Source organism: Micromonospora saelicesensis, assembly GCF_900091575.1.
GTDB classification, from domain to species: domain Bacteria; phylum Actinomycetota; class Actinomycetes; order Mycobacteriales; family Micromonosporaceae; genus Micromonospora; species Micromonospora saelicesensis.
Map to the genome: position 1 here is coordinate 410,694 of NZ_FMCR01000006.1, position 17,766 is coordinate 428,459.

The 17,766-nt window shown below is 69.5% G+C and carries 16 protein-coding genes; 7 read left to right on the forward strand and 9 right to left on the reverse strand.

What is annotated here, in order from left to right:
• Positions 1 to 55: 55 nt before the first annotated feature.
• The gene (locus tag GA0070561_RS25885; RefSeq protein ID WP_091406516.1) at positions 56 to 1,048 is read left to right on the forward strand and encodes a MerR family transcriptional regulator; all 993 of its coding nucleotides are present in this window, start codon (positions 56 to 58) and stop codon (positions 1,046 to 1,048) included.
• Positions 1,049 to 1,344: 296 nt separating this feature from the next.
• Here the strand turns inward: GA0070561_RS25885 and pip are convergent, their stop codons facing one another.
• The 9 genes from pip to GA0070561_RS25930 form a co-directional block, all read right to left on the reverse strand.
• Positions 1,345 to 2,301: a prolyl aminopeptidase gene (gene pip / locus GA0070561_RS25890; RefSeq protein ID WP_091406211.1), complete on the reverse strand. Its 957-nt coding sequence runs from the start codon at positions 2,299 to 2,301 to the stop codon at positions 1,345 to 1,347.
• A gap of 195 nt (positions 2,302 to 2,496) precedes the next feature.
• Entirely contained in the window at positions 2,497 to 2,877 is a 381-nt protein-coding gene (locus tag GA0070561_RS25895; protein WP_091406214.1) for a VOC family protein, read from the reverse strand.
• Positions 2,874 to 3,401 (reverse strand): SRPBCC domain-containing protein, encoded by a 528-nt coding sequence (locus GA0070561_RS25900; protein WP_091406216.1) that lies wholly within the window; start codon positions 3,399 to 3,401, stop codon positions 2,874 to 2,876. Before GA0070561_RS25900 ends, GA0070561_RS25895 begins: the two co-directional genes overlap by 4 nt.
• Entirely contained in the window at positions 3,398 to 3,715 is a 318-nt protein-coding gene (locus tag GA0070561_RS25905) for an ArsR/SmtB family transcription factor (protein WP_091406218.1), read from the reverse strand. The genes GA0070561_RS25900 and GA0070561_RS25905 overlap by 4 nt, the downstream gene beginning before the upstream one ends.
• 141 nt (positions 3,716 to 3,856) lie before the next feature.
• Positions 3,857 to 5,599 carry an ABC transporter substrate-binding protein gene (locus GA0070561_RS25910; RefSeq protein WP_091406220.1) on the reverse strand — a complete coding sequence of 581 codons (1,743 nt, stop codon included), beginning with the start codon at positions 5,597 to 5,599 and terminating at the stop codon, positions 3,857 to 3,859.
• Positions 5,600 to 5,744: 145 nt separating this feature from the next.
• The gene (locus GA0070561_RS25915; RefSeq protein WP_091406222.1) at positions 5,745 to 6,731 is read right to left on the reverse strand and encodes an ABC transporter permease; all 987 of its coding nucleotides are present in this window, start codon (positions 6,729 to 6,731) and stop codon (positions 5,745 to 5,747) included.
• 11 nt (positions 6,732 to 6,742) lie between these two features.
• A complete protein-coding gene (locus GA0070561_RS25920) occupies positions 6,743 to 7,750 on the reverse strand; it encodes an ABC transporter permease (protein ID WP_091406224.1) in 1,008 nt (335 codons plus the stop codon).
• The gene (locus GA0070561_RS25925; protein ID WP_091406226.1) at positions 7,747 to 8,811 is read right to left on the reverse strand and encodes an ABC transporter ATP-binding protein; all 1,065 of its coding nucleotides are present in this window, start codon (positions 8,809 to 8,811) and stop codon (positions 7,747 to 7,749) included. Before GA0070561_RS25925 ends, GA0070561_RS25920 begins: the two co-directional genes overlap by 4 nt.
• The gene (locus GA0070561_RS25930; RefSeq protein ID WP_181541478.1) at positions 8,808 to 9,872 is read right to left on the reverse strand and encodes an ABC transporter ATP-binding protein; all 1,065 of its coding nucleotides are present in this window, start codon (positions 9,870 to 9,872) and stop codon (positions 8,808 to 8,810) included. Before GA0070561_RS25930 ends, GA0070561_RS25925 begins: the two co-directional genes overlap by 4 nt.
• Positions 9,873 to 10,149: 277 nt before the next feature.
• Here GA0070561_RS25930 and GA0070561_RS25935 point away from each other — a divergent pair, with 277 nt between their 5' ends.
• From GA0070561_RS25935 to GA0070561_RS25960, 6 genes are all read left to right on the forward strand, one after another.
• On the forward strand, positions 10,150 to 10,698 hold the full coding sequence (locus tag GA0070561_RS25935) for a Uma2 family endonuclease (RefSeq protein WP_091406520.1): 549 nt from the start codon (positions 10,150 to 10,152) through the stop codon (positions 10,696 to 10,698).
• 32 nt (positions 10,699 to 10,730) lie between these two features.
• Positions 10,731 to 12,167, forward strand: a complete 1,437-nt coding sequence (locus tag GA0070561_RS25940; protein ID WP_091406229.1) for a TldD/PmbA family protein — start codon at positions 10,731 to 10,733, stop codon at positions 12,165 to 12,167.
• 58 nt (positions 12,168 to 12,225) lie between these two features.
• The gene (locus tag GA0070561_RS25945) at positions 12,226 to 13,632 is read left to right on the forward strand and encodes a TldD/PmbA family protein (protein WP_091406231.1); all 1,407 of its coding nucleotides are present in this window, start codon (positions 12,226 to 12,228) and stop codon (positions 13,630 to 13,632) included.
• Positions 13,633 to 13,877: 245 nt separating this feature from the next.
• Positions 13,878 to 14,684, forward strand: coding sequence for a hypothetical protein (locus GA0070561_RS25950; RefSeq protein WP_091406234.1), 807 nt, complete (start codon positions 13,878 to 13,880; stop codon positions 14,682 to 14,684).
• A gap of 12 nt (positions 14,685 to 14,696) precedes the next feature.
• On the forward strand, positions 14,697 to 16,625 hold the full coding sequence (locus GA0070561_RS25955; protein WP_091406236.1) for a fumarate reductase/succinate dehydrogenase flavoprotein subunit: 1,929 nt from the start codon (positions 14,697 to 14,699) through the stop codon (positions 16,623 to 16,625).
• Positions 16,622 to 17,686, forward strand: coding sequence for a succinate dehydrogenase/fumarate reductase iron-sulfur subunit (locus GA0070561_RS25960; protein ID WP_091406239.1), 1,065 nt, complete (start codon positions 16,622 to 16,624; stop codon positions 17,684 to 17,686). The genes GA0070561_RS25955 and GA0070561_RS25960 overlap by 4 nt, the downstream gene beginning before the upstream one ends.
• The last annotated feature ends 80 nt before the right edge of the window (positions 17,687 to 17,766 follow it).

Genomic DNA, 17,766 nt, shown 5'->3' on the forward strand with positions numbered 1-17,766 from the left:
AAAGCTCGACGTGGGGCTTGTATCTCAAGCCGCTTGAGATCGCATAGTGGGCGTCGTGGACCGAAACGAGCTGTACGCCATCGGGGATGTCGCCCGGCGGACCGGCCTGAGCGTCAGCGCCGTCCGGTACTACGCGGATGCCGGTGTCGTCACGCCGGCCGCCAGCACCCCGGCCGGCCACCGCCTGTACGACGTGTCGGCCATCGCCCGGCTGGAACTGGTCCGGACGCTGCGGGAACTCGACGCCGGGCTGGACGAGATCCGGCGGGTGCTGGCCGGCGAGGCGACGCTGCGCGAACTGGCCGCCACCCACCTGGCCCTGCTGGAACGGCAGGAGGCACGGCTGCGCAGTCGCCGCGCGGTGCTGTCGGCCATCCTGCGGCAGGATTCCACGGCCGAGCAGGTCACGCTGATGCACAAGCTGGTCGGCCTGTCGGACGAGGAACGCGATCGGCTGATCGACGAGTTCTGGACCGAGGTCTCCGCCGGCTGGGAGCCACCGGAGCGGATGGTCGAGTGGTGGCGGGCGGCCCGGCCGGAGCTGCCCGACCATCCCACAGCGGCCCAGTTGGAGGCGTGGATCGAGCTGGCCGAACTGGTCCGGGACACCGAGGTCCGGCAGGCCGTACGCCGTGAGTTGCACGAGGCGTGCACTACCGGGGCCGGGCCGCTGATGACGTCGTCGCCGATGCTGGACGCCCTGGAAGCGGGCGCGGCGATCGGCCAGCCGGTGATGGACGCGGCGCGGGAACAGGTGCCGCCGGACTCGCCCAGGGGCCGGGAGATCGCCGACCAGTGGATCGGGTGGCTGACCGGCATCTTCGCGACACCGGACAGCCCCGGGATCCCGGACACATCCGAGTTCCGGGTCCAGGTCGCCGACCAGATGCTCAAGGGCGCGGAGTGGGACCGCACGCCGCCTGAGCAGGAGGGGCCGTTCGACAGGTACATGGAGTTGGTCACCGTCGTGAACGATGCGCCGCCGGAGCGGTTCCCGTACGAGTGGCTGGCCGACGCACTGCGCGCGTCCGCCGCGCCTGCTTCCTGATTTCACCCGTACCGGTCGGGCCACCCGGATGTCCGTGCCGCCGCCAGCGCCGAGGCTGGAACGCATGGACAACGTGGTGGAACTCGACGGGGTGACCCGCATCTACGGCTCGCGCCGCCAGCCGGTCGCCGCTCGGCCCGCATGTGGATGTGCTGTTGAGCGGTATACCTCAGAGGTATGAATATGACTCTGAGGTATACCGCTCGACACCGCATCCGCCCGCCTGAAGGTGACGGACGGTCACCGCCGACCGTCGGCTGCGCCCACAGCCTGGCCAGGGTCAGGACCTACCCGTATCACCTTGGCGCGAGGAACTGGGTGGTGGCATCGATGAGCAGGCTGCGGGTGCCAGGTTCGGAGCCGCTGTGGCCCGCGCCCTCCACAATGTGCAACTTCGCCTCAGGCCAGACCCGATGCAGGTCCCAGGCTTGGTTCGGCGGCGTCTTGATGTCGTAACGGCCGTTCACGATGACCGTCGGGATGTGTCGAATGCGGTCGACGCCCGCCAGGAGACCTTCCGGCGGGAGGAAGCCGCCGTTGCTGATGTAGTGGTGTGTGATGCGGGCGAACGCCAGCAGGCTGGTGTCCTCGATGCCAGGCGGCGTCATCGGCAGCAGGGTGTTGGCCGAGAGCTCCCAGCTCATCCAGGCGCGAGCCGCCGGGCCGTGGACCGCGGGGTCGGGGTCGGAGATGCGGCGGCCATAGGCCCCGACAAGGTCGTCCTGCTCATTCGCGGGGATCGCAGCACGAAACGCCTCCCACTCGGCGGGGAACAGGTGCGCCGCGCCCGCCGGGGTGAACCCCCATGCCTCGTCTGACCTGCGAACCAGCCACACGCCACGGAGCACGAGTTCGGTGACCCGCTCGGGATGGGCCTGCGCGTAGGCCAGGCCGAGGGTGCTGCCCCAACTGCCACCGAAGACGAGCCAACGCTCGATCCCCAGGTGCTCGCGCAGCCGCTCGATGTCCGCCACCAGGTGTGGGGTGGTGTTGTGTTCCAGTGACGTCTTCGGGTCGCCCGCGAAGGGCCGGCTGCGACCGCAGTTTCGCTGGTCGAACAGCACGACCCGGTAGCCGGACGGGTCGAAGTACCGCCGATTGTCCGGGAGCAGGCCACCGCCGGGGCCGCCGTGCAGAAACACCGCGGGCTTGCCGCCGGGATTTCCGCACAGTTCCCAGTAGAGCTCATTACCGTGGCCGACGCTCAGCATCCCGGAGTCGTACGGCTCGATGGGCGGATACCAGTCCATCATTCATTCAACCCCAACCGATCAACCGACATCACCTCCAGGCCCGTCGGGCGACCAGAAGCCATTGGGTACGCCGACAGCACCGCCCGGATCCTCGTTGCCAACGCCGTCGTCGGGCCGTACCGGTAGTGGTGCTCGGCCCGTTCCGGCACCGGCACGTTGGTCGCGCCTGAACAACAGATGCCCGAACGAGCTGAGTCAGTCGCCGACTCTCGGGACCCCCCACAGGGACAGGCAGAACGGATGCCCGGCCGGGTCGGCGTACACGAAGCAGTGGTCCGCGTTGGGCTGATGCTCGAATCGGGTAGCGCCGGCCGCCAGCACACGCGCTCCGGTCGCCTCCAGGTCGTCGACGAGGAACTCGAGGTGCATCTGCATCCCCACCTCGCCATCCGGCCAGGTGGGTGGCCGGTAGTCGTCGATCTGCTGGAACCCGATGTCACCGTTCGGCCCTTCGACGAGCGCCCATCTCTCGTCACCCTTCGCGACCCCGCCGGTGATCTCGGCGTAGAACCGCGCGAGCGCGATTGCGTCTGGCGCATTGACCGTCGTCAAGCTGAGCCTGATCAGGTCCGTCATCGGAGAATCTTCATCCGCTGGTATGTCGGCGTGAGCTCTTCCCAGCGTTCCTTCCAGCCGGGCGCTCTGGCATCGGAACTCCAGCCCTCCGAATGGACCGGGCCGTCGACCTCCAACGACCGACCGAGATCCTCGAGGTGGACCCGCCAACCAGAGGCGTGGAACGGGAGATGCCCGATCGGCAGGCCGCGCTCCTCGACCACCAGCCGCGTCTTGGAGCCCTCCTCGGTCAGCCACGCCTCGATCTGCCCCTCGTCGTCCGCACCCGGCTTCGTCGTCAGCAGCAGGTGGTGGGGCGCATCGCACACCTCGATGCGCGCCGGACCGGCCCAACTGCTCGTGAAGACGGCCTGGATCGTGCCGCCGACCCGCATGTCGCCGTCGACCTGGGCCATCCAGCGGGCCAGCCGCTCGGGCGTCGTACACGCCTGCCAGAGGTCGCCGATGTCCGTGTCGTAGAGGTTCTCGACCCGGACTGCTCCGCGGCTCTCGTCGATCGTTCGCATCGTCGCGATCGTGGTCATCGTCGCGCCTTCTTTCCTCGTGCGATCTCGGTATGAAGAGCGTCGAGCCGGCTCTCCCAGAGCCGGCGGTACTCTCCCAGCCACTCGTCGACCTCGACGAGCGCCTCCGGGCGGAGGGTGTAGATCCGGCGCTGTGCGTCCTGGCGTACGTCGACCAGCCCGGCTTCCCGCAGCACGCGGAGATGCCGGGACACGCCCGGGCGTGCGATCGGGAGAGCCTCGGCCAGCTCTCCCGCACTCGCCGGGTGGTCGCGGAGAATGTCGAGAACCGTGCGCCGGCTCTCGTCTGCCAGCGCGTGCAACACGGCATCCATGGCCCTAATGTAACCGTTCGGGTACGTACCCACAAGGTTACATTGACCTCCCATGCGCAGCCCGCAGCCGATCGGCAGAAACAGCAGGGTCCCCTCCCGACGACGCTGTCGGGAGGGGACCCTGCTGGCTTGCGGTGTGACTTACGGCTTGACGTGCGCGTTCACGAACGACGGGTAGCCGAAGACACTGGAGATGAAGACCCCGCCGGCCTTGGACCCGTGCACGTTGTAGGCCACGTCCACGAAGAGCGGCACCACCGGCGCGTGCTCCTTCATGATCCGCTCGTCGAGCTTGGCCCACTCCGGGCCCTGGTCGGCGGCCGGCATGGCCTGGATGCGGTCCATCTCGGCGTTGATCGCCGGGTCGTTGAAGTAGGCCTGGTTGCTGTTGCCCTCGGCCTTGATGGTCCGGCCGTCGTAGAGCACCGGCAGGATCGACGCCCCGCTGGGCCAGTCCGCCGCCCAGTTACCGATGTACAGGTCCCAGGGGTTGTTCTTCTTCTTGATCTCGTCGAGCTTCGCGTCGTCCGAGATGTTCCGCAGCGTGATCTTGAAGCCGGCCCGCTCCAGGTTGGCCTTGAGCTGGGCGCCCTGCTGCTGCTCGGTCGAGTTGTCGGCGACACCGAGGACCAGCTCCGGCGTCTTTCCGCCGAGCAGCTCCTTGACCTTCTCGACGTTGCCGTTGGCACCCGCCGGGTACGCGTCGTACGCCTTGTAGCCGATGGTGGCCGGCGGCATCAGCGTGGTCAGCGGCGCGGCGACGGTCTGCCCGCCCATTGCCTTGATGAAGCCCTCGCGGTCGATGGCGTAGTTGAGCGCCTGACGGACCTTGAGGTCGGTGACCCGCTGGTTGTTGATGACGAGCTGGTTGGCACTCGGGGTCGGCGAGAGGATGCTGCGCGACTTGAGCGTGGCGTCCCCGGCCACCTTGGCGACCAGCGAGGCGGGCACGGCGTTGAAGGCGAGCGCGCTCTGGTCGGCGCCGTTGTCGGCGATCACCCGGTTGTTGGCGGCGTCCGCGGTCGGGCCGAAGCTCCAGACGAACTGGTCCGGGTACTGGTGCCGGACCGGGTCGGTCTTCGGGTCCCAGTTGGTGTTGCGGTCCAGCGTGATCTGCACGCCAACCTGGTTCTTGGCGACCTTGTACGGGCCGGACGAGAACGGCTGCTTGTCCAGGTCGACGCCGGTGTCCTTGTCGGCCGGCAGCGGCGCCGTGGTCGGCAGCGAGACGGCGAACGGCAGGTCACAGCGGGGCTTGGCGAACTCGAAGCGCAGCGTCTTGGCGTCCGGCGTGCTCAGGCCGGGCGGCAGCGACGTCTTGTTCTTCTTGAAGTCCCACTTGGTGTCGAACTGCGGGGTGTCGGCCAGCCACTCCTGGATGTAGGTCGGGCCGCCGGACAGGTCCGGGTCGAAGGACCGGGCAATGCCGTACGCGATCTCCTTGGAGGTGATCGGCCGGCCGTCCTCGAACTTCACGCCGTCCTTGACAGTGAATTCCCAGACCTTGCAGTCGTTGTTGACGTTCTTGCCCGGCGTCTCGGCCAGGTCGCCCACCAGGACCAGGCCGCCCTTGCCGTCGTCCTTCCACGTGGTCAGGTAGCGGGCGAAGAGCGGGTTGGCCATCAGACCGGCGAACGAGTACGTCCGCTGCGGGTCGAGGTGGGAGATCGGCGACTCCCGGATGATGGTGAAGGTGCCGCCCTTCGCGGCGCCGCTCACCTCGGCCGCTGGCCCCTGCGAGTCCTTGGGGTCGGTCGCGATGACCCCGGTCTGCTGCCGTTCGGTGTCGACAGTGGTGCCCTCGCCCGTGTTCTTCGAGCACGCACCCAATGCCACAACCAGTGCGATCGCGCCGCCTGCGGCAACCGCCACGCGTGGTCTCATGAAGTACCCCCTTCACCATGTGCCGTGCGGTTTCGTCGGGGCGAGAACCGCCGACGTCCCGAGGATCGTAAGGAAGAAAACCTACAAGTTGTGTAACAGTTGTCGATAAATTTCGCCATCGGCGGGTGCGCCGGACACGTCGCGCTCAGCGCAGCCGCACCCGGGGGTCGATGGCCGCGTAGAGCAGGTCCACCAGTACGTTCGCCAACACCACGAAGACCGCGGCGATCAGCACGGTCGCCATGATGGTGGGCAGATCACCCGAGCGCACCGCGTCCACCGCCGTACGCCCCAACCCCTGGATGCCGAACGTCGTCTCGGTGATCACCGTCCCGCCCAGCGCCCCGCCCACGTCCAGCCCGGCGATGGTCACCACCGGAGTGATCGCCGCGCGCAGCGCGTGTCGCCCGTACACCTTGGGTTTGGCCAGGCCCTTGGCCCGCGCGGTCCGGACGAAGTCCTCCGACAGCGTCTCCAACATCTGCGCCCGCGACAACCGGGCGTAGATGGCCGAGAAGAGGAAGGCCAGCGCCACCCAGGCCAGCACCAGGCCGCTGGCCCACTTCGCCGGGTTGTCGAAGATGGAGGTGTAGCTCGGCACCGGCAACAGCCGCAGGTTGTAGACGAACACCAGCAGCAGCACCGCACCCACGAAGTACAGCTGCAACGACGCGCCGGTCAGCGAGAACCCGATCGCCAGCCGATCCAGCCAGGTGCCCCGACGCAGCGCGGACACCATGCCGAGCCCCACGCCGAGCAGCAACCAGAGGATGGCCGCCGGGATCACGATGCTCAGCGTCACCGGCAGTACCCGGGCGATGGTGTCCGAGACGGCCTCGTTGGTGACGTACGACCAGCCCAGGCAGGGCGCGTCGCACCGGCCGCCCTGGGCGCTGCCCAGGTCCCGACCGGTCACGATGCCCTTCATGTAACCGGCGTACTGGCTGATCAGCGGGTCGTTCAGGCCCAGGTCGTCGCGGACCCGCTCCAGCCGCTCCGGGTTGCAGTTCTTCGAGCAGATGCTGCTGACCGGGTCGCGCGGCAGGGCGAAGAACATCAGGAAGGTCAACACGCTCACCGCGAAGAGGGTCAGCGTGGCGGAGAAGAGTCGCTTGAGCAGAAATCGCGCCATGATTTTGACCCCTACCGGGACGACTTCGGGTCGAGCGCGTCACGCAACGCGTCGCCGAAGAGGTTGAAGGCGAACACCAGCGCGAAGATCATGATGCCCGGGAAGAACACGTACGCCGGGTCGGTCTGGAGGAAGTCCAGACTGTCGTAGATCATCCGACCGAAGCTCGGGGTCTCGTCGCTGAGACCGACACCGATGAACGACAGCGCGGCCTCGCTGGTGATGAACTGCGGCACCGCCAGGGAGAACGACACCAGGATCGGCGCCCAGATGTTGGGCAGCAACTGCCGGAAGAGCATGTGCCCCAGCCCGGCCCCGCTGGCCCTGGCCGCCTCCACGAACTCCCGCTCGCGCAGCGCGATCACCTGCCCGCGGACCAGCCGGGCCGTGCTGGTCCAGCCGAAGATGGCGAAGACGGCGATCAGCACGCCCACCCCGAAGGCGGACGACACCTGCCCCCGCTCACCGTAGAAGCGCAGCGTGATGGTGGGCGTGAGCGCCAGCGCGATGATCAGGAAGGGCATGGCCAGGGTCAGGTCGGTGATCCAGTTGATCACCGCATCGAGCCAGCCGCCGAGGTAACCGGCGAGCGCGCCCAGCACGATCCCGATCGTCGCGGTGATCAGCGCCGCCGCGAACGCGATGAACAGCGACGTCCGCAGCCCGTAGATCAGCCGGATGAAGATGTCCCGACCCAGGTTTGGCTCCAGGCCGAACCAGTGCTCGCCGCTGACCCCGCCGGCGTACCCCAGCGGCATGCCGAAGCCGTCCAGCATGTTCTGGAACTGTTCCCGCGGCCCGATCCCGTAGGCCATCTCGATCAGCGGGGCGGACAACCCCAACAGCAGGAAAAAGATCAGGAGTACGCCGCTGACCACGGCCGTGCGGTCGCGGCGCAGCCGCAGCCAGGCGAGCTGACCGGGCGAGCGACCGACGACGCCCTTCGCGGCGGGCCCGACCGGGTCCGTGCCGGACTCGATCTCGGCCAGCGCCACACCCTCTACCGGGGACAGGCTCACGACGGCACCTCCTCAACGACCTGGGCAGTCGACTCCGCCGCCTCCGGACTCGTGCTGTCCGCTTCGCCTTCGGGGCTCGTGCGGGCTGCTTCCCCTTCGGGGAAGTGACACGCGGTGGCCTGCGAACCGCCGTCGCGCGGGATCAACGCGGGCTCCTCGGTGGCGCAGATGTCCTGCGCCTTCCAGCACCGGGTACGGAACCGGCAGCCCGACGGCGGGTCCAGCGGGGTGGGCACGTCACCGGTCAGCCGGATCCGACCCGCCGGGCCGAGCTGGGTGACGTCCGGGATCGCCGAGAGCAACGCCCGGGTGTACGGGTGCTGCGGGCGCTCGTAGATGTCCGCCCGGTCGCCGATCTCCACGATCCGGCCCAGATACATGACCGCGACCCGCTGGCAGAAGTGCCGGACCACGGCCAGGTCGTGCGCGATGAACACGAAGGCCAGGCCAAGCTCGCGTTGCAGGTCGCGCAGCAGGTTGACGACCTGCGCCTGGATCGAGACGTCCAGCGCGCTCACCGGCTCGTCCGCCACGATCAGCTTCGGCCGCAGGGCCAGGGCGCGGGCGATGCCGATGCGCTGGCGCTGACCACCGGAGAACTCGTGCGGGTACCGGTTGTAGTGCTCCGGGTTCAGCCCGACCAGCTCCAGCAACTCCTGAACCCGGGCCTTGATCCCACCCGGCGGCTTGATCCCGTTGACCTGTAGCGGCATCGCCACGATCCGGCCCACCGTGTGCCGGGGGTTCAGCGAGGCGTACGGGTCCTGGAAGATGATCTGGAGTTCCTGGCGCAACGGGCGCAACTCCCGGCGGCCGGCGTGCGTGATGTCCCGCCCGTCGAACTCGATGCTGCCGCTCGTCGGTTCCAGCAGCCGCACCAGCATCCGACCGGTGGTGGTCTTGCCGCAGCCCGACTCCCCCACCAGGCCGAGCGTCTCGCCGGGGCGCACGTCGAAGTCGAGCCCGTCCACCGCCCGCACCAGACCGGTGGCGCGCAGCCCCTGGCGTACCGGGAAGTGCTTGCTCAGGCCGCGTACCCGCAGCAGTGGTTCATCGGTCATCGGGCCACCCCCACGGATGCGATGTCCTCGGCGTAGAACGTGGCCCGCTCCTCGGCGCTCAGGTGACAGGCGACCAGGTGGCCGGCCGAGTCGCCCTCCCCCGCCGGGCGCAGCTCGGGCACCTCGGTACGGGAGCGGCTGCCGGCGCGGTCCGCGTACCGGCAGCGGGGGTGGAACGCGCAGCCCGGCGGCAGGTTGATCAGGCTGGGCGGATTGCCGGGGATGGGCACCAGGTCCGCGTCCGCGTCGCCGTGCAGCGACGGCACGCTGGAGAGCAACCCCCAGGTGTACGGATGCTGCGGCGCCCGGAGCACCTGCTCGACGCTGCCCCGCTCGACGGCCCGCCCGCCGTACATGACCAGCACGTCGTCGGCGACCTGGCCGACCACGCCGAGGTCGTGGGTGATCAGGATGATCGCCGAGTTGAACTCGGCCTGGAGGTCGGCGAGCAGGTCCAGGATCTGCGCCTGGACGGTGACGTCCAGCGCGGTGGTCGGCTCGTCGGCGATCAGCAGCGCCGGGTCGTTGACCAGGGACATCGCGATCATCGCCCGCTGGCGCATGCCGCCGGAGAACTCGTGCGGGTACTGGTCGAAGCGGCGCGCCGGCTGCGGGATGCCGACCCGGTCCAACATGTCGACGGCCCGCTGGCGGGCCTCGCGCCGGTTGGCCTTCGGGTGGTGCACCCGGTACGCCTCGGCGATCTGCCGGCCCACCGTGTAGTACGGGTGCAGCGCCGACAATGGATCCTGGAAGATCATCGCCATGTCCCGGCCGCGTAGCCGGCGTACCTCCTCGTCTCCGAGGCCGACCACCTGCCGACCACCCACCGAGATCTCCCCGGTGATGGTGGTCCGCTTCGGGTCGTGCAGGCCGAGAATGGCCAACGAGGTGACGCTCTTGCCGGAGCCGGACTCACCGACGATGCCGAGGGTGCGGCCCCGCTCTACGGCGAACGACACGCCGTCGACCGCGCGCACCACGCCGTCCTCGGTGTCGAACCGGACCCGCAGATCACGCACCCGCAGGTAGGCGTCCTGGTCGGAGCGCTGTGCCGGCACGACGGGGCGGTCGTCCGGTTCGCCGGACGGCGAGGGTTCCGAGCTGTCCACGGCCACCTCCCTCAGTGACGAAGGGAACTTACAGGAAAGTCCCGAGGGTGAAAATAAGCTACAAAGTCGGCACGTGTCAGCGGGCCCGAGCGTAACGAGTCGGCATCGGCCCCGCACCCCCGTCACCTCCCCATCCACGCCCATTCATGGCCGTACCCGCACGTCGGGTGCGACCATTGAACGAGCAACCAGCAGAGGATCCCCGTGGCACGAGGTGGAGGTGACGATGACCGCGGCGGTGTTCAACCACGAAGGCCCGTGGACCGAAGAGGAATACCTCGCCCTCGGCGAGACGCAGCAACGCGTCGAACTCTTCGACGGGAGCCTCCACGTGACCCCAGCCCCCACCCCTCGACACCAGAACATCTCCGGCGAACTACGCGCAGCGCTACGAGCCCCGGTTCGCGAAGCCGGCCTGCACGTCTTGGAAGCGGTGAACGTCCGACTCAGGCCCGGCCGGATCCCCATCCCCGATCTTGTTATCACCGGTCCGATCGACTTCGACGAACTCAACGTCGAGGCGGGTGACGTGCGGCTGGTTTGTGAGATCATCTCGCCGAGCAACGCGTCGACCGACAAAGTGCTCAAGATGCACTACTACGCGGCCGCCGGCATCGAGTGGTATCTCCTGGTGGAGCAGGACAGCGGAACCATGCATCTTTACCGGCGGCGGGGCGGTCACTACACCGAGCAGTCCGTAACCAGACCAGGCGATCTGCTGGTGCTTACCGAGCCGGTGAAGGCCACGATCCGGCCGGAGGATCTCGTCCCCTGACGGGTGTCGGTCGCCTGGCCTAGGGTCGGTCCATGACCGAGTTCGACGCGGCCGCCGCCGCCGTCCAGGCCGCCCTCGACGCGGGCGCCCGGTACGCCGACGCCCGGGTGATGCACCGCCGCTACGAGTCGATGACCGCGCGCAACGGTGACGTGGAGGAGCTGACGCAGGACGAGAGCATCGGGCTCGGGGTCCGAGCGTTGGTCGGGGCGAGTTGGGGCTTCCACGCCGTACCCGATCTGTCGGACGCCGCCGCCCGCGACGCCGGCCGGCGCGCGACGCGGACCGCCATGGCGAGCGCGCGGGTGCCGGGCCCTCCGGTCGACCTGGTGCCGGTCCAGGCGGTCACCGCGAGCTGGGCCTCCGGCTGCCAGATCGACCCGCTCGGGGTGCCGCTGTCGGACAAGGGCGATCTGCTGGTCGACGCGACCCGCACGATGGCCGAGCACGGCGCGGACCTGGCCGAGGGCCTGTACCAGATCTGGGACACCGCGAAGTGGTTCGTCTCCAGCGAGGGCCACCGGATCGACCAGCGCATCCGCGAGTGCGGCGGCGGCATCTCGGCCACCTCGATCGGCGACGGAGAGACGCAGCGCCGCTCCTGGCCGAGCTACCGCGGCCAGTACGGCACCACCGGTTGGGAGCTGGTCGAGTCGCTGGATCTGGCCGCGCACGCCGCGCAGATCGCCGAGGAGTCCCGGGCGCTGCTCACCGCGCCGCCCTGCCCGGCCGGTGAGACCGATCTGATCCTCGGCGGCGAGCAGTTGGCCCTGCAGATCCACGAGTCGGTCGGGCACGCCATCGAACTGGACCGGATCCTCGGCTGGGAGGCGGCCTTCGCCGGCACGTCCTGGCTGGACCTGGCCCAGCTCGGCTCGTTGCGCTACGGCTCGGAGCTGATGAACATCACCATCGACCCGACGATCCCGGGTGCGCTGGGCAGCTTCGGTTTCGACGACGAGGGCTCCCCGGCGGTCAAGCGGGACGCGGTCCGCGACGGTCGCTGGGTGGGTGTGCTCGCCGGCCGGGATTCCGCCGCGATGGCAAGCCTGGACTACGGCGGCAGCGTACGGGCCGACGGGTGGGCCCGGCTGCCGATGGTGCGGATGACCAACGTCGGCCTGGAACCCGGCCCACACACGCTGGACGAGATCATCGCGGCCACCGACGACGGCGTGTTGATGGACCTCAACCGGTCCTGGTCGATCGACGACAAGCGGCTCAACTTCCAGTTCGGCTGTGAGGTCGGCTGGGAGATCAAGAAGGGGCGGCGGGGGCGGATGCTACGCAACCCCACGTACACCGGGATCGGTCCGCTGTTCTGGCGCTCGATGGACATGCTCTCCAGCGAGACGGTCTCCTGGGGGACGCCCAACTGCGGCAAGGGCCAACCCGGCCAGGTCGGGCACACCGGCCACCCGGCCGCGCCGGCCCGGTTCCGCAACGTCCGCGTGGGGGTCTCGGCGTGAGCGCGAGGAGTGAGCCGGGCTTGCGAGCCCCGCAGTCGCGAACGAAAGGTGGCTTCGCATGAGTGGGCAGACGGAGTTGGAGCTGGCCGGGCAGGTCGTGGAGCTGGTTCGGCGTCTTGGCGGGCCGGCCGCGCAGGCCGAGGCGGTGGTGACGCGGGCGGACCTGGCGCTGACCCGGTTCGCCAACTCGGGCATCCACCAGAACGTCTCCGAGTCCACGGTCGGGGTCCGGCTGCGGGTGCACGTCGACGGTCGGACGGCTGCCGGTGGCGGCAGCGTGGTCACCGCCGACGGGTTGTCCGCCCTGGTGGAGCGCACCCTGACCGCGGCCCGGCTCTGCCCGCCCGACCCGGGTTGGCCGGGGCTGACCCCGCCCATGCCCACGCCGGACGCCCCGCCCGTCGACGAGGCCACCGCGCACGCCGAGCCGGATCAGCGGGCCGATCGGGTGGGGGCGTTCGTGGCCGCCGCCGGGGGCCTCAGCACCGCCGGTTACTGCCGCACCGCGCACCGCTCGTCGGCGTTCGCCAACTCGGCCGGGCACTCGGCGTACGGCCGCTCGGTGGAGGCGGCGATGGACGGCATCGCCCGCCGTGATGGCGCGGACGGGGTGGCGCGGCGCAGCGCCGACCGGCTGTCCGACCTCGACGGCGCGGAGCTGGGCGCGCAGGCGGCCGCGAAGGCGCAGGCGGCGGCCGACCCGGTCGAGCTGCCGCCGGGGCACTACGAGGTGGTGTTCGAGCCGGCCGCCGTGGCGGACCTCCTGCAGAACCTGTCCTTCTACGGCTTCAACGGCAAGCGCTACGCCGAGCGGCAGTCGTTCGCCGAGCCGGGCGCGGCCCAGTTCGACCGGGCGGTGACAGTGGTGGACGACCCACTGGGCGGGTCCGGGTTGCCGTTCGACGCGGAGGGCACCGGCCGACGGGCGCTGACGCTGGTCGAGGCGGGCACCACCCGGGCGGTGGCGCACGATCGCCGGACCAGCGCCGAGGCGGGCGCGGAGTCCACCGGGCACGCGGTCGCGGGGGGTGCCACCTGGGGCCCGATGCCCCGCAATCTGCGGCTGACCGGCGCGGTGGCGGGTCCGGCCAGTGCGGTGGGCCGGAGCACCACCGGCGCGGCGGGCGGGGCTGTCGTCGACGCGGACACCGCCGCGTTGGTGGCCGGCGTACGCCGAGGGCTGCTGGTCACCGACCTCTGGTACACGCGGGTGCTCGATCCGAAGAGCCTCGTCGTCACCGGATTGACCCGCAACGGCGTCTGGCTGATCGAGGACGGCACTGTCGTCCGGGCGGTCCGTGACCTGCGGTTCACCGAGTCGTACCCGCGGGCGCTCGGGCCGGGGGCGGTGCTCGGGCTGGGTGCGCGGGCGGTGCGCCAACCGGAGCGGGTGGACGGTGCCTGGTGGGCGGCGCCCTCACTGCGGCTGGCGTCCTGGCACTTCACCGGAGGCGCCTCCGGCTGACGTTCTCGACTGCGGGCGCCAAACCGGCGTGTCGAGGGCTTTTCCGCAGGCCAGACACACGGGACACTCCCTTGCGCGGACGGCCCGCAGAGATCGGCGTAACGTGTGTCACTTAGCTGCGTCGGTCGATCCGGCGTGGTCGTTGGTGTGCGCATGACGTGGCAGCGGGTGCGGGTTCGCCGGTCCGCGTGCCGACCGGAGAGAGACCAGCCCGCCCGTACGGGCCCGTCGAGGAGACGACTCGAATGACTTCAACGGCAACGAGGCCGAGGGGGGCGCGGGCGCGCGCCGCCATCGCGGCGAAGACGTTGCGTACCGACCGATGGTGGTTCGCCCCGCTGATCACCGTGATCGGGCTCAGCGCCTGGGTCGCGTACGCGACCGTCCGGGTCTTCCAGCATGACAACTACTGGGTGGACGCGTACCACTACCTGACGCCGTTCTACTCCCCGTGCGTGACCGACCGGTGTGTCGAGGCAGCCTCGCACTTCGGCCGGTTCCTGCCCGGCTGGTGGATCATCCCGGACGCCGCGCTGACCCTGCCGTTCCTGCTGCTGTTCCGGCTCACCTGCTACTACTACCGCAAGGCGTACTACCGGTCGTTCTGGCTGTCGCCGCCGGCCTGCGCCGTCCCGGACGGGCACAAGGAGTACGGCGGTGAGACCCGTTTCCCGCTGCTCGGGCAGAACCTGCACCGCTACTTCTTCTACGCCGCCGCGATCATCTCCCTGATCAACACCTGGGACGCGATCCTCGCCTTCCACTCGCCCAAGGGCTTCGGCTTCGGGCTGGGCAACATCATCCTGGTGCTCAACGTGGTGATGCTCTGGGCGTACACGATCTCCTGCCACTCCTGCCGGCACATCATCGGCGGCCGGCTCAAGCACTTCTCCAAGCACCCGGTGCGGTACAAGGCCTGGACCTTCGTCTCGGCGTTGAACGTCCGGCACATGCAGCTCGCCTGGATCACCCTCGGCACCCTGGCGCTGGCCGACTTCTACATCATGGCGCTCGCGGCCGGCTGGTTCTCCGACCTGCGGTTCATCAACTAAAGGGCCCCTGACATGACCACAACCACTCGCATCGAACGACACCACTACGACGTCGTCGTCATCGGGGCCGGCGGCGCCGGTCTGCGCGCGGCGATCGAGGCCCGGCTGGCCGGCAAGAAGACCGCGATCATCTCCAAGTCGCTGTTCGGCAAGGCGCACACGGTGATGGCCGAGGGCGGCGCGGCCGCCGCGATGGGCAATGTGAACAGCCGGGACAACTGGCAGGTGCACTTCCGCGACACCATGCGCGGCGGCAAGTTCCTCAACAACTTCCGGATGGCCGAGCTGCACGCGAAGGAGTCGCCGCAGCGGATCTGGGAGCTGGAGACGTACGGTGCGCTCTTCGACCGCACCAAGGACGGCAAGATCTCGCAGCGCAACTTCGGTGGCCACGAGTACCCGCGCCTGGCGCACGTGGGCGACCGGACCGGCCTGGAGCTGATCCGCACCCTCCAGCAGAAGATCGTCTCGCTCCAGCAGGAGGACCAGCGGGAGTTCGGCTCGTACGACGCCCGGATCAGGGTCTTCTCCGAGACGACCATCACCGAGCTGCTGCTCGACGGTGACCGGGTGGCCGGCGCGTTCGGCTACTACCGCGAGTCGGGCGAGTTCATCCTCTTCGAGGCGCCGGCGGTCGTGCTGGCCACCGGCGGCGTCGGGCGCTCCTACAAGGTCACCTCGAACTCCTGGGAGTACACCGGGGACGGGCACGCGCTGGCGCTGCGCGCCGGAGCGACGCTGATCAACATGGAGTTCCTCCAGTTCCACCCGACCGGCATGGTCTGGCCGCCCTCGGTGAAGGGCATCCTGGTCACCGAGTCGGTGCGTGGTGACGGCGGCGTCCTGAAGAACTCCGACGGCAAGCGGTTCATGTTCGACTACGTCCCCGACGTCTTCCGCAAGCAGTACGCGGAGACCGAGGAGGAGGCGGACCGCTGGTACACCGACCCGGACAACAACCGGCGTCCACCGGAGCTGCTGCCCCGCGACGAGGTGGCCCGCGCCATCAACAGCGAGGTCAAGGCAGGCCGGGGCTCCCCCGCCGGGGGCGTCTTCCTGGACATCGCGAGCCGACGTTCGGCCGACGAGATCCGCCGCCGGCTGCCGTCGATGTACCACCAGTTCAAGGAACTGGCCGATGTCGACATCACGGCCGAGCCGATGGAGGTCGGCCCGACCTGTCACTACGTGATGGGCGGTGTCGAGGTGGACCCGGATTCCGGTGCCGCCTTCGGCCACGTACGCGGGCTGTTCGCCGCCGGTGAGGTCTCCGGTGGCATGCACGGCTCCAACCGACTCGGCGGCAACTCGCTGTCCGACCTGCTGGTCTTCGGCAAGCGGGCGGGCGGGCACGCGGCCAGCTACGCCGACGGGCTGACCGCCCGGCCGAAGGTGGCCGTGCACGAGGTCGAGGCGGCCGTGGAGACCGCCCTCGCGCCGCTGCAACGGGACACCGGCGAGAACCCGTACACCCTTCAGCAGGACCTTCAGGCGGTCATGGGTGACCTGGTGGGCATCATCCGCCGGGAGGGTGAGCTGGCCGACGCGCTGGTCCGGCTCGCCGAGCTGCGTGAGCGGGTGGCCAAGGTGAGCGCGGCCGGCGGCCGACGCTACAACCCGGGCTGGCACCTGGCCCTGGACCTGCGCAACATGCTGGTGGTCTCGGAGTGCACCGCGAAGGCGGCGCTGGAGCGGCAGGAGTCGCGCGGCGGGCACACCCGGGAGGACTACCCGGCGATGGAGCCGAAGTGGCGGCAGGTCAACCTGGTCTGCGCGCTGGACGGTGACACCGTGCAGCTGACCCGCAAGCCGCTGCCGAAGATGCGGCCGGAGCTGATCGGCCTCTTCGACCGGGCCGAGCTGGCCAAGTACCTCACCGACGAGGAGCTCGCCGACTTCGACGCCCTCGTTGCCGACGCTGGAGAGGCGGACAACCGATGAGCGGGAAGCGTCAGTTCCGGATCTGGCGGGGCGACGAGAGCGGCGGCGACCTCCAGGACTACATGGTGGAGGTGAACGAGGGCGAGGTCGTCCTCGACGTCATCCACCGCCTGCAGGCCACCGACGCGCCCGATCTGGCCTGCCGGTGGAACTGCAAGGCCGGCAAGTGCGGCTCCTGCTCCATGGAGATCAACGGCAAGCCGCGGCTGGGTTGCATGACGCGGATGTCGACCTTCGGCGACGACGAGACCGTCACGGTCACCCCGCTGCGCACCTTCCCGGTCATTCGGGACCTGGTCACCGACGTCTCGTTCAATTACGAGAAGGCACGGGAGACCCCGGCGTTCGCCCCTCCGGCGGACGTGGCCCCGGGTGACTACCGGATGCAGCAGGTCGACGTGGAGCGCTCGCAGGAGTTCCGCAAGTGCATCGAGTGCTTCCTGTGCCAGACCGTCTGCCACGTGATCCGCGATCACGAGGAGAACAAGCAGGCGTTCTCCGGCCCGCGGTACTTCATCCGGGCGGCCGAGCTGGACATGCACCCGCTGGACGCCCGGACCGACCGCAAGGAGTACGCGCAGGCCGAACAGGGCCTCGGCTTCTGCAACATCACCAAGTGCTGCACCGAGGTCTGCCCCGAGCACATCAAGATCACCGACAACGGGATCATCCCCATGAAGGAACGGGTCGTCGACCGCAGGTACGATCCCCTTGTGTGGCTTGGTAGCAAGATCTTCCGTCGGGGCGAGACGCCCCAGACCAGCGTGACCACCGCCCGTCAGGGCTCGGCGACGCCGGGCTCCGCCCGGGGTGGGGTGCACTCGCACGCGGGTGGCTCCCACGATTCGCGGGCTGAGACGCAGGCGCAGAGCGGCGTCAACTGGCACCGGGAGGTGCCCCACCCGACCGCTCCGGCGGTCGACGACCGGGGCAAGCTGCCGCTGACCGAGCTCACCTTCGACCGGGCCGCCGCGCCGTCGCCGTTCGGCGACGACGTGACCTTCCCGCTGCCTCCGGAGCACCTCAACTTCGCCCACCCGGAGCAGGACAACAAGCACTGACCACCTGAACAACAACGGGGGCCGTGGCAGTTGCCACGGCCCCCGTCCCACTTCCCGCACCCGGCGCGCCCACCCCACCC

What these genes read in the sequence shown, in the direction of transcription:
- pip (WP_091406211.1), bottom strand. Translation starts at nt 2,301, where the DNA reads ATGATGGACTGGTATCCGCCCATCGAGCCGTACGACTCCGGGATGCTG.
- GA0070561_RS25895 (WP_091406214.1), bottom strand. Translation starts at nt 2,877, where the DNA reads ATGACGGACCTGATCAGGCTCAGCTTGACGACGGTCAATGCGCCAGAC.
- GA0070561_RS25900 (WP_091406216.1), bottom strand. Translation starts at nt 3,401, where the DNA reads ATGACCACGATCGCGACGATGCGAACGATCGACGAGAGCCGCGGAGCA.
- GA0070561_RS25905 (WP_091406218.1), bottom strand. Translation starts at nt 3,715, where the DNA reads ATGGATGCCGTGTTGCACGCGCTGGCAGACGAGAGCCGGCGCACGGTT.
- GA0070561_RS25910 (WP_091406220.1), bottom strand. Translation starts at nt 5,599, where the DNA reads ATGAGACCACGCGTGGCGGTTGCCGCAGGCGGCGCGATCGCACTGGTT.
- GA0070561_RS25915 (WP_091406222.1), bottom strand. Translation starts at nt 6,731, where the DNA reads ATGGCGCGATTTCTGCTCAAGCGACTCTTCTCCGCCACGCTGACCCTC.
- GA0070561_RS25925 (WP_091406226.1), bottom strand. Translation starts at nt 8,811, where the DNA reads ATGACCGATGAACCACTGCTGCGGGTACGCGGCCTGAGCAAGCACTTC.
- GA0070561_RS25935 (WP_091406520.1), top strand. Translation starts at nt 10,150, where the DNA reads ATGACCGCGGCGGTGTTCAACCACGAAGGCCCGTGGACCGAAGAGGAA.
- GA0070561_RS25940 (WP_091406229.1), top strand. Translation starts at nt 10,731, where the DNA reads ATGACCGAGTTCGACGCGGCCGCCGCCGCCGTCCAGGCCGCCCTCGAC.
- GA0070561_RS25945 (WP_091406231.1), top strand. Translation starts at nt 12,226, where the DNA reads ATGAGTGGGCAGACGGAGTTGGAGCTGGCCGGGCAGGTCGTGGAGCTG.
- GA0070561_RS25950 (WP_091406234.1), top strand. Translation starts at nt 13,878, where the DNA reads ATGACTTCAACGGCAACGAGGCCGAGGGGGGCGCGGGCGCGCGCCGCC.
- GA0070561_RS25955 (WP_091406236.1), top strand. Translation starts at nt 14,697, where the DNA reads ATGACCACAACCACTCGCATCGAACGACACCACTACGACGTCGTCGTC.
- GA0070561_RS25960 (WP_091406239.1), top strand. Translation starts at nt 16,622, where the DNA reads ATGAGCGGGAAGCGTCAGTTCCGGATCTGGCGGGGCGACGAGAGCGGC.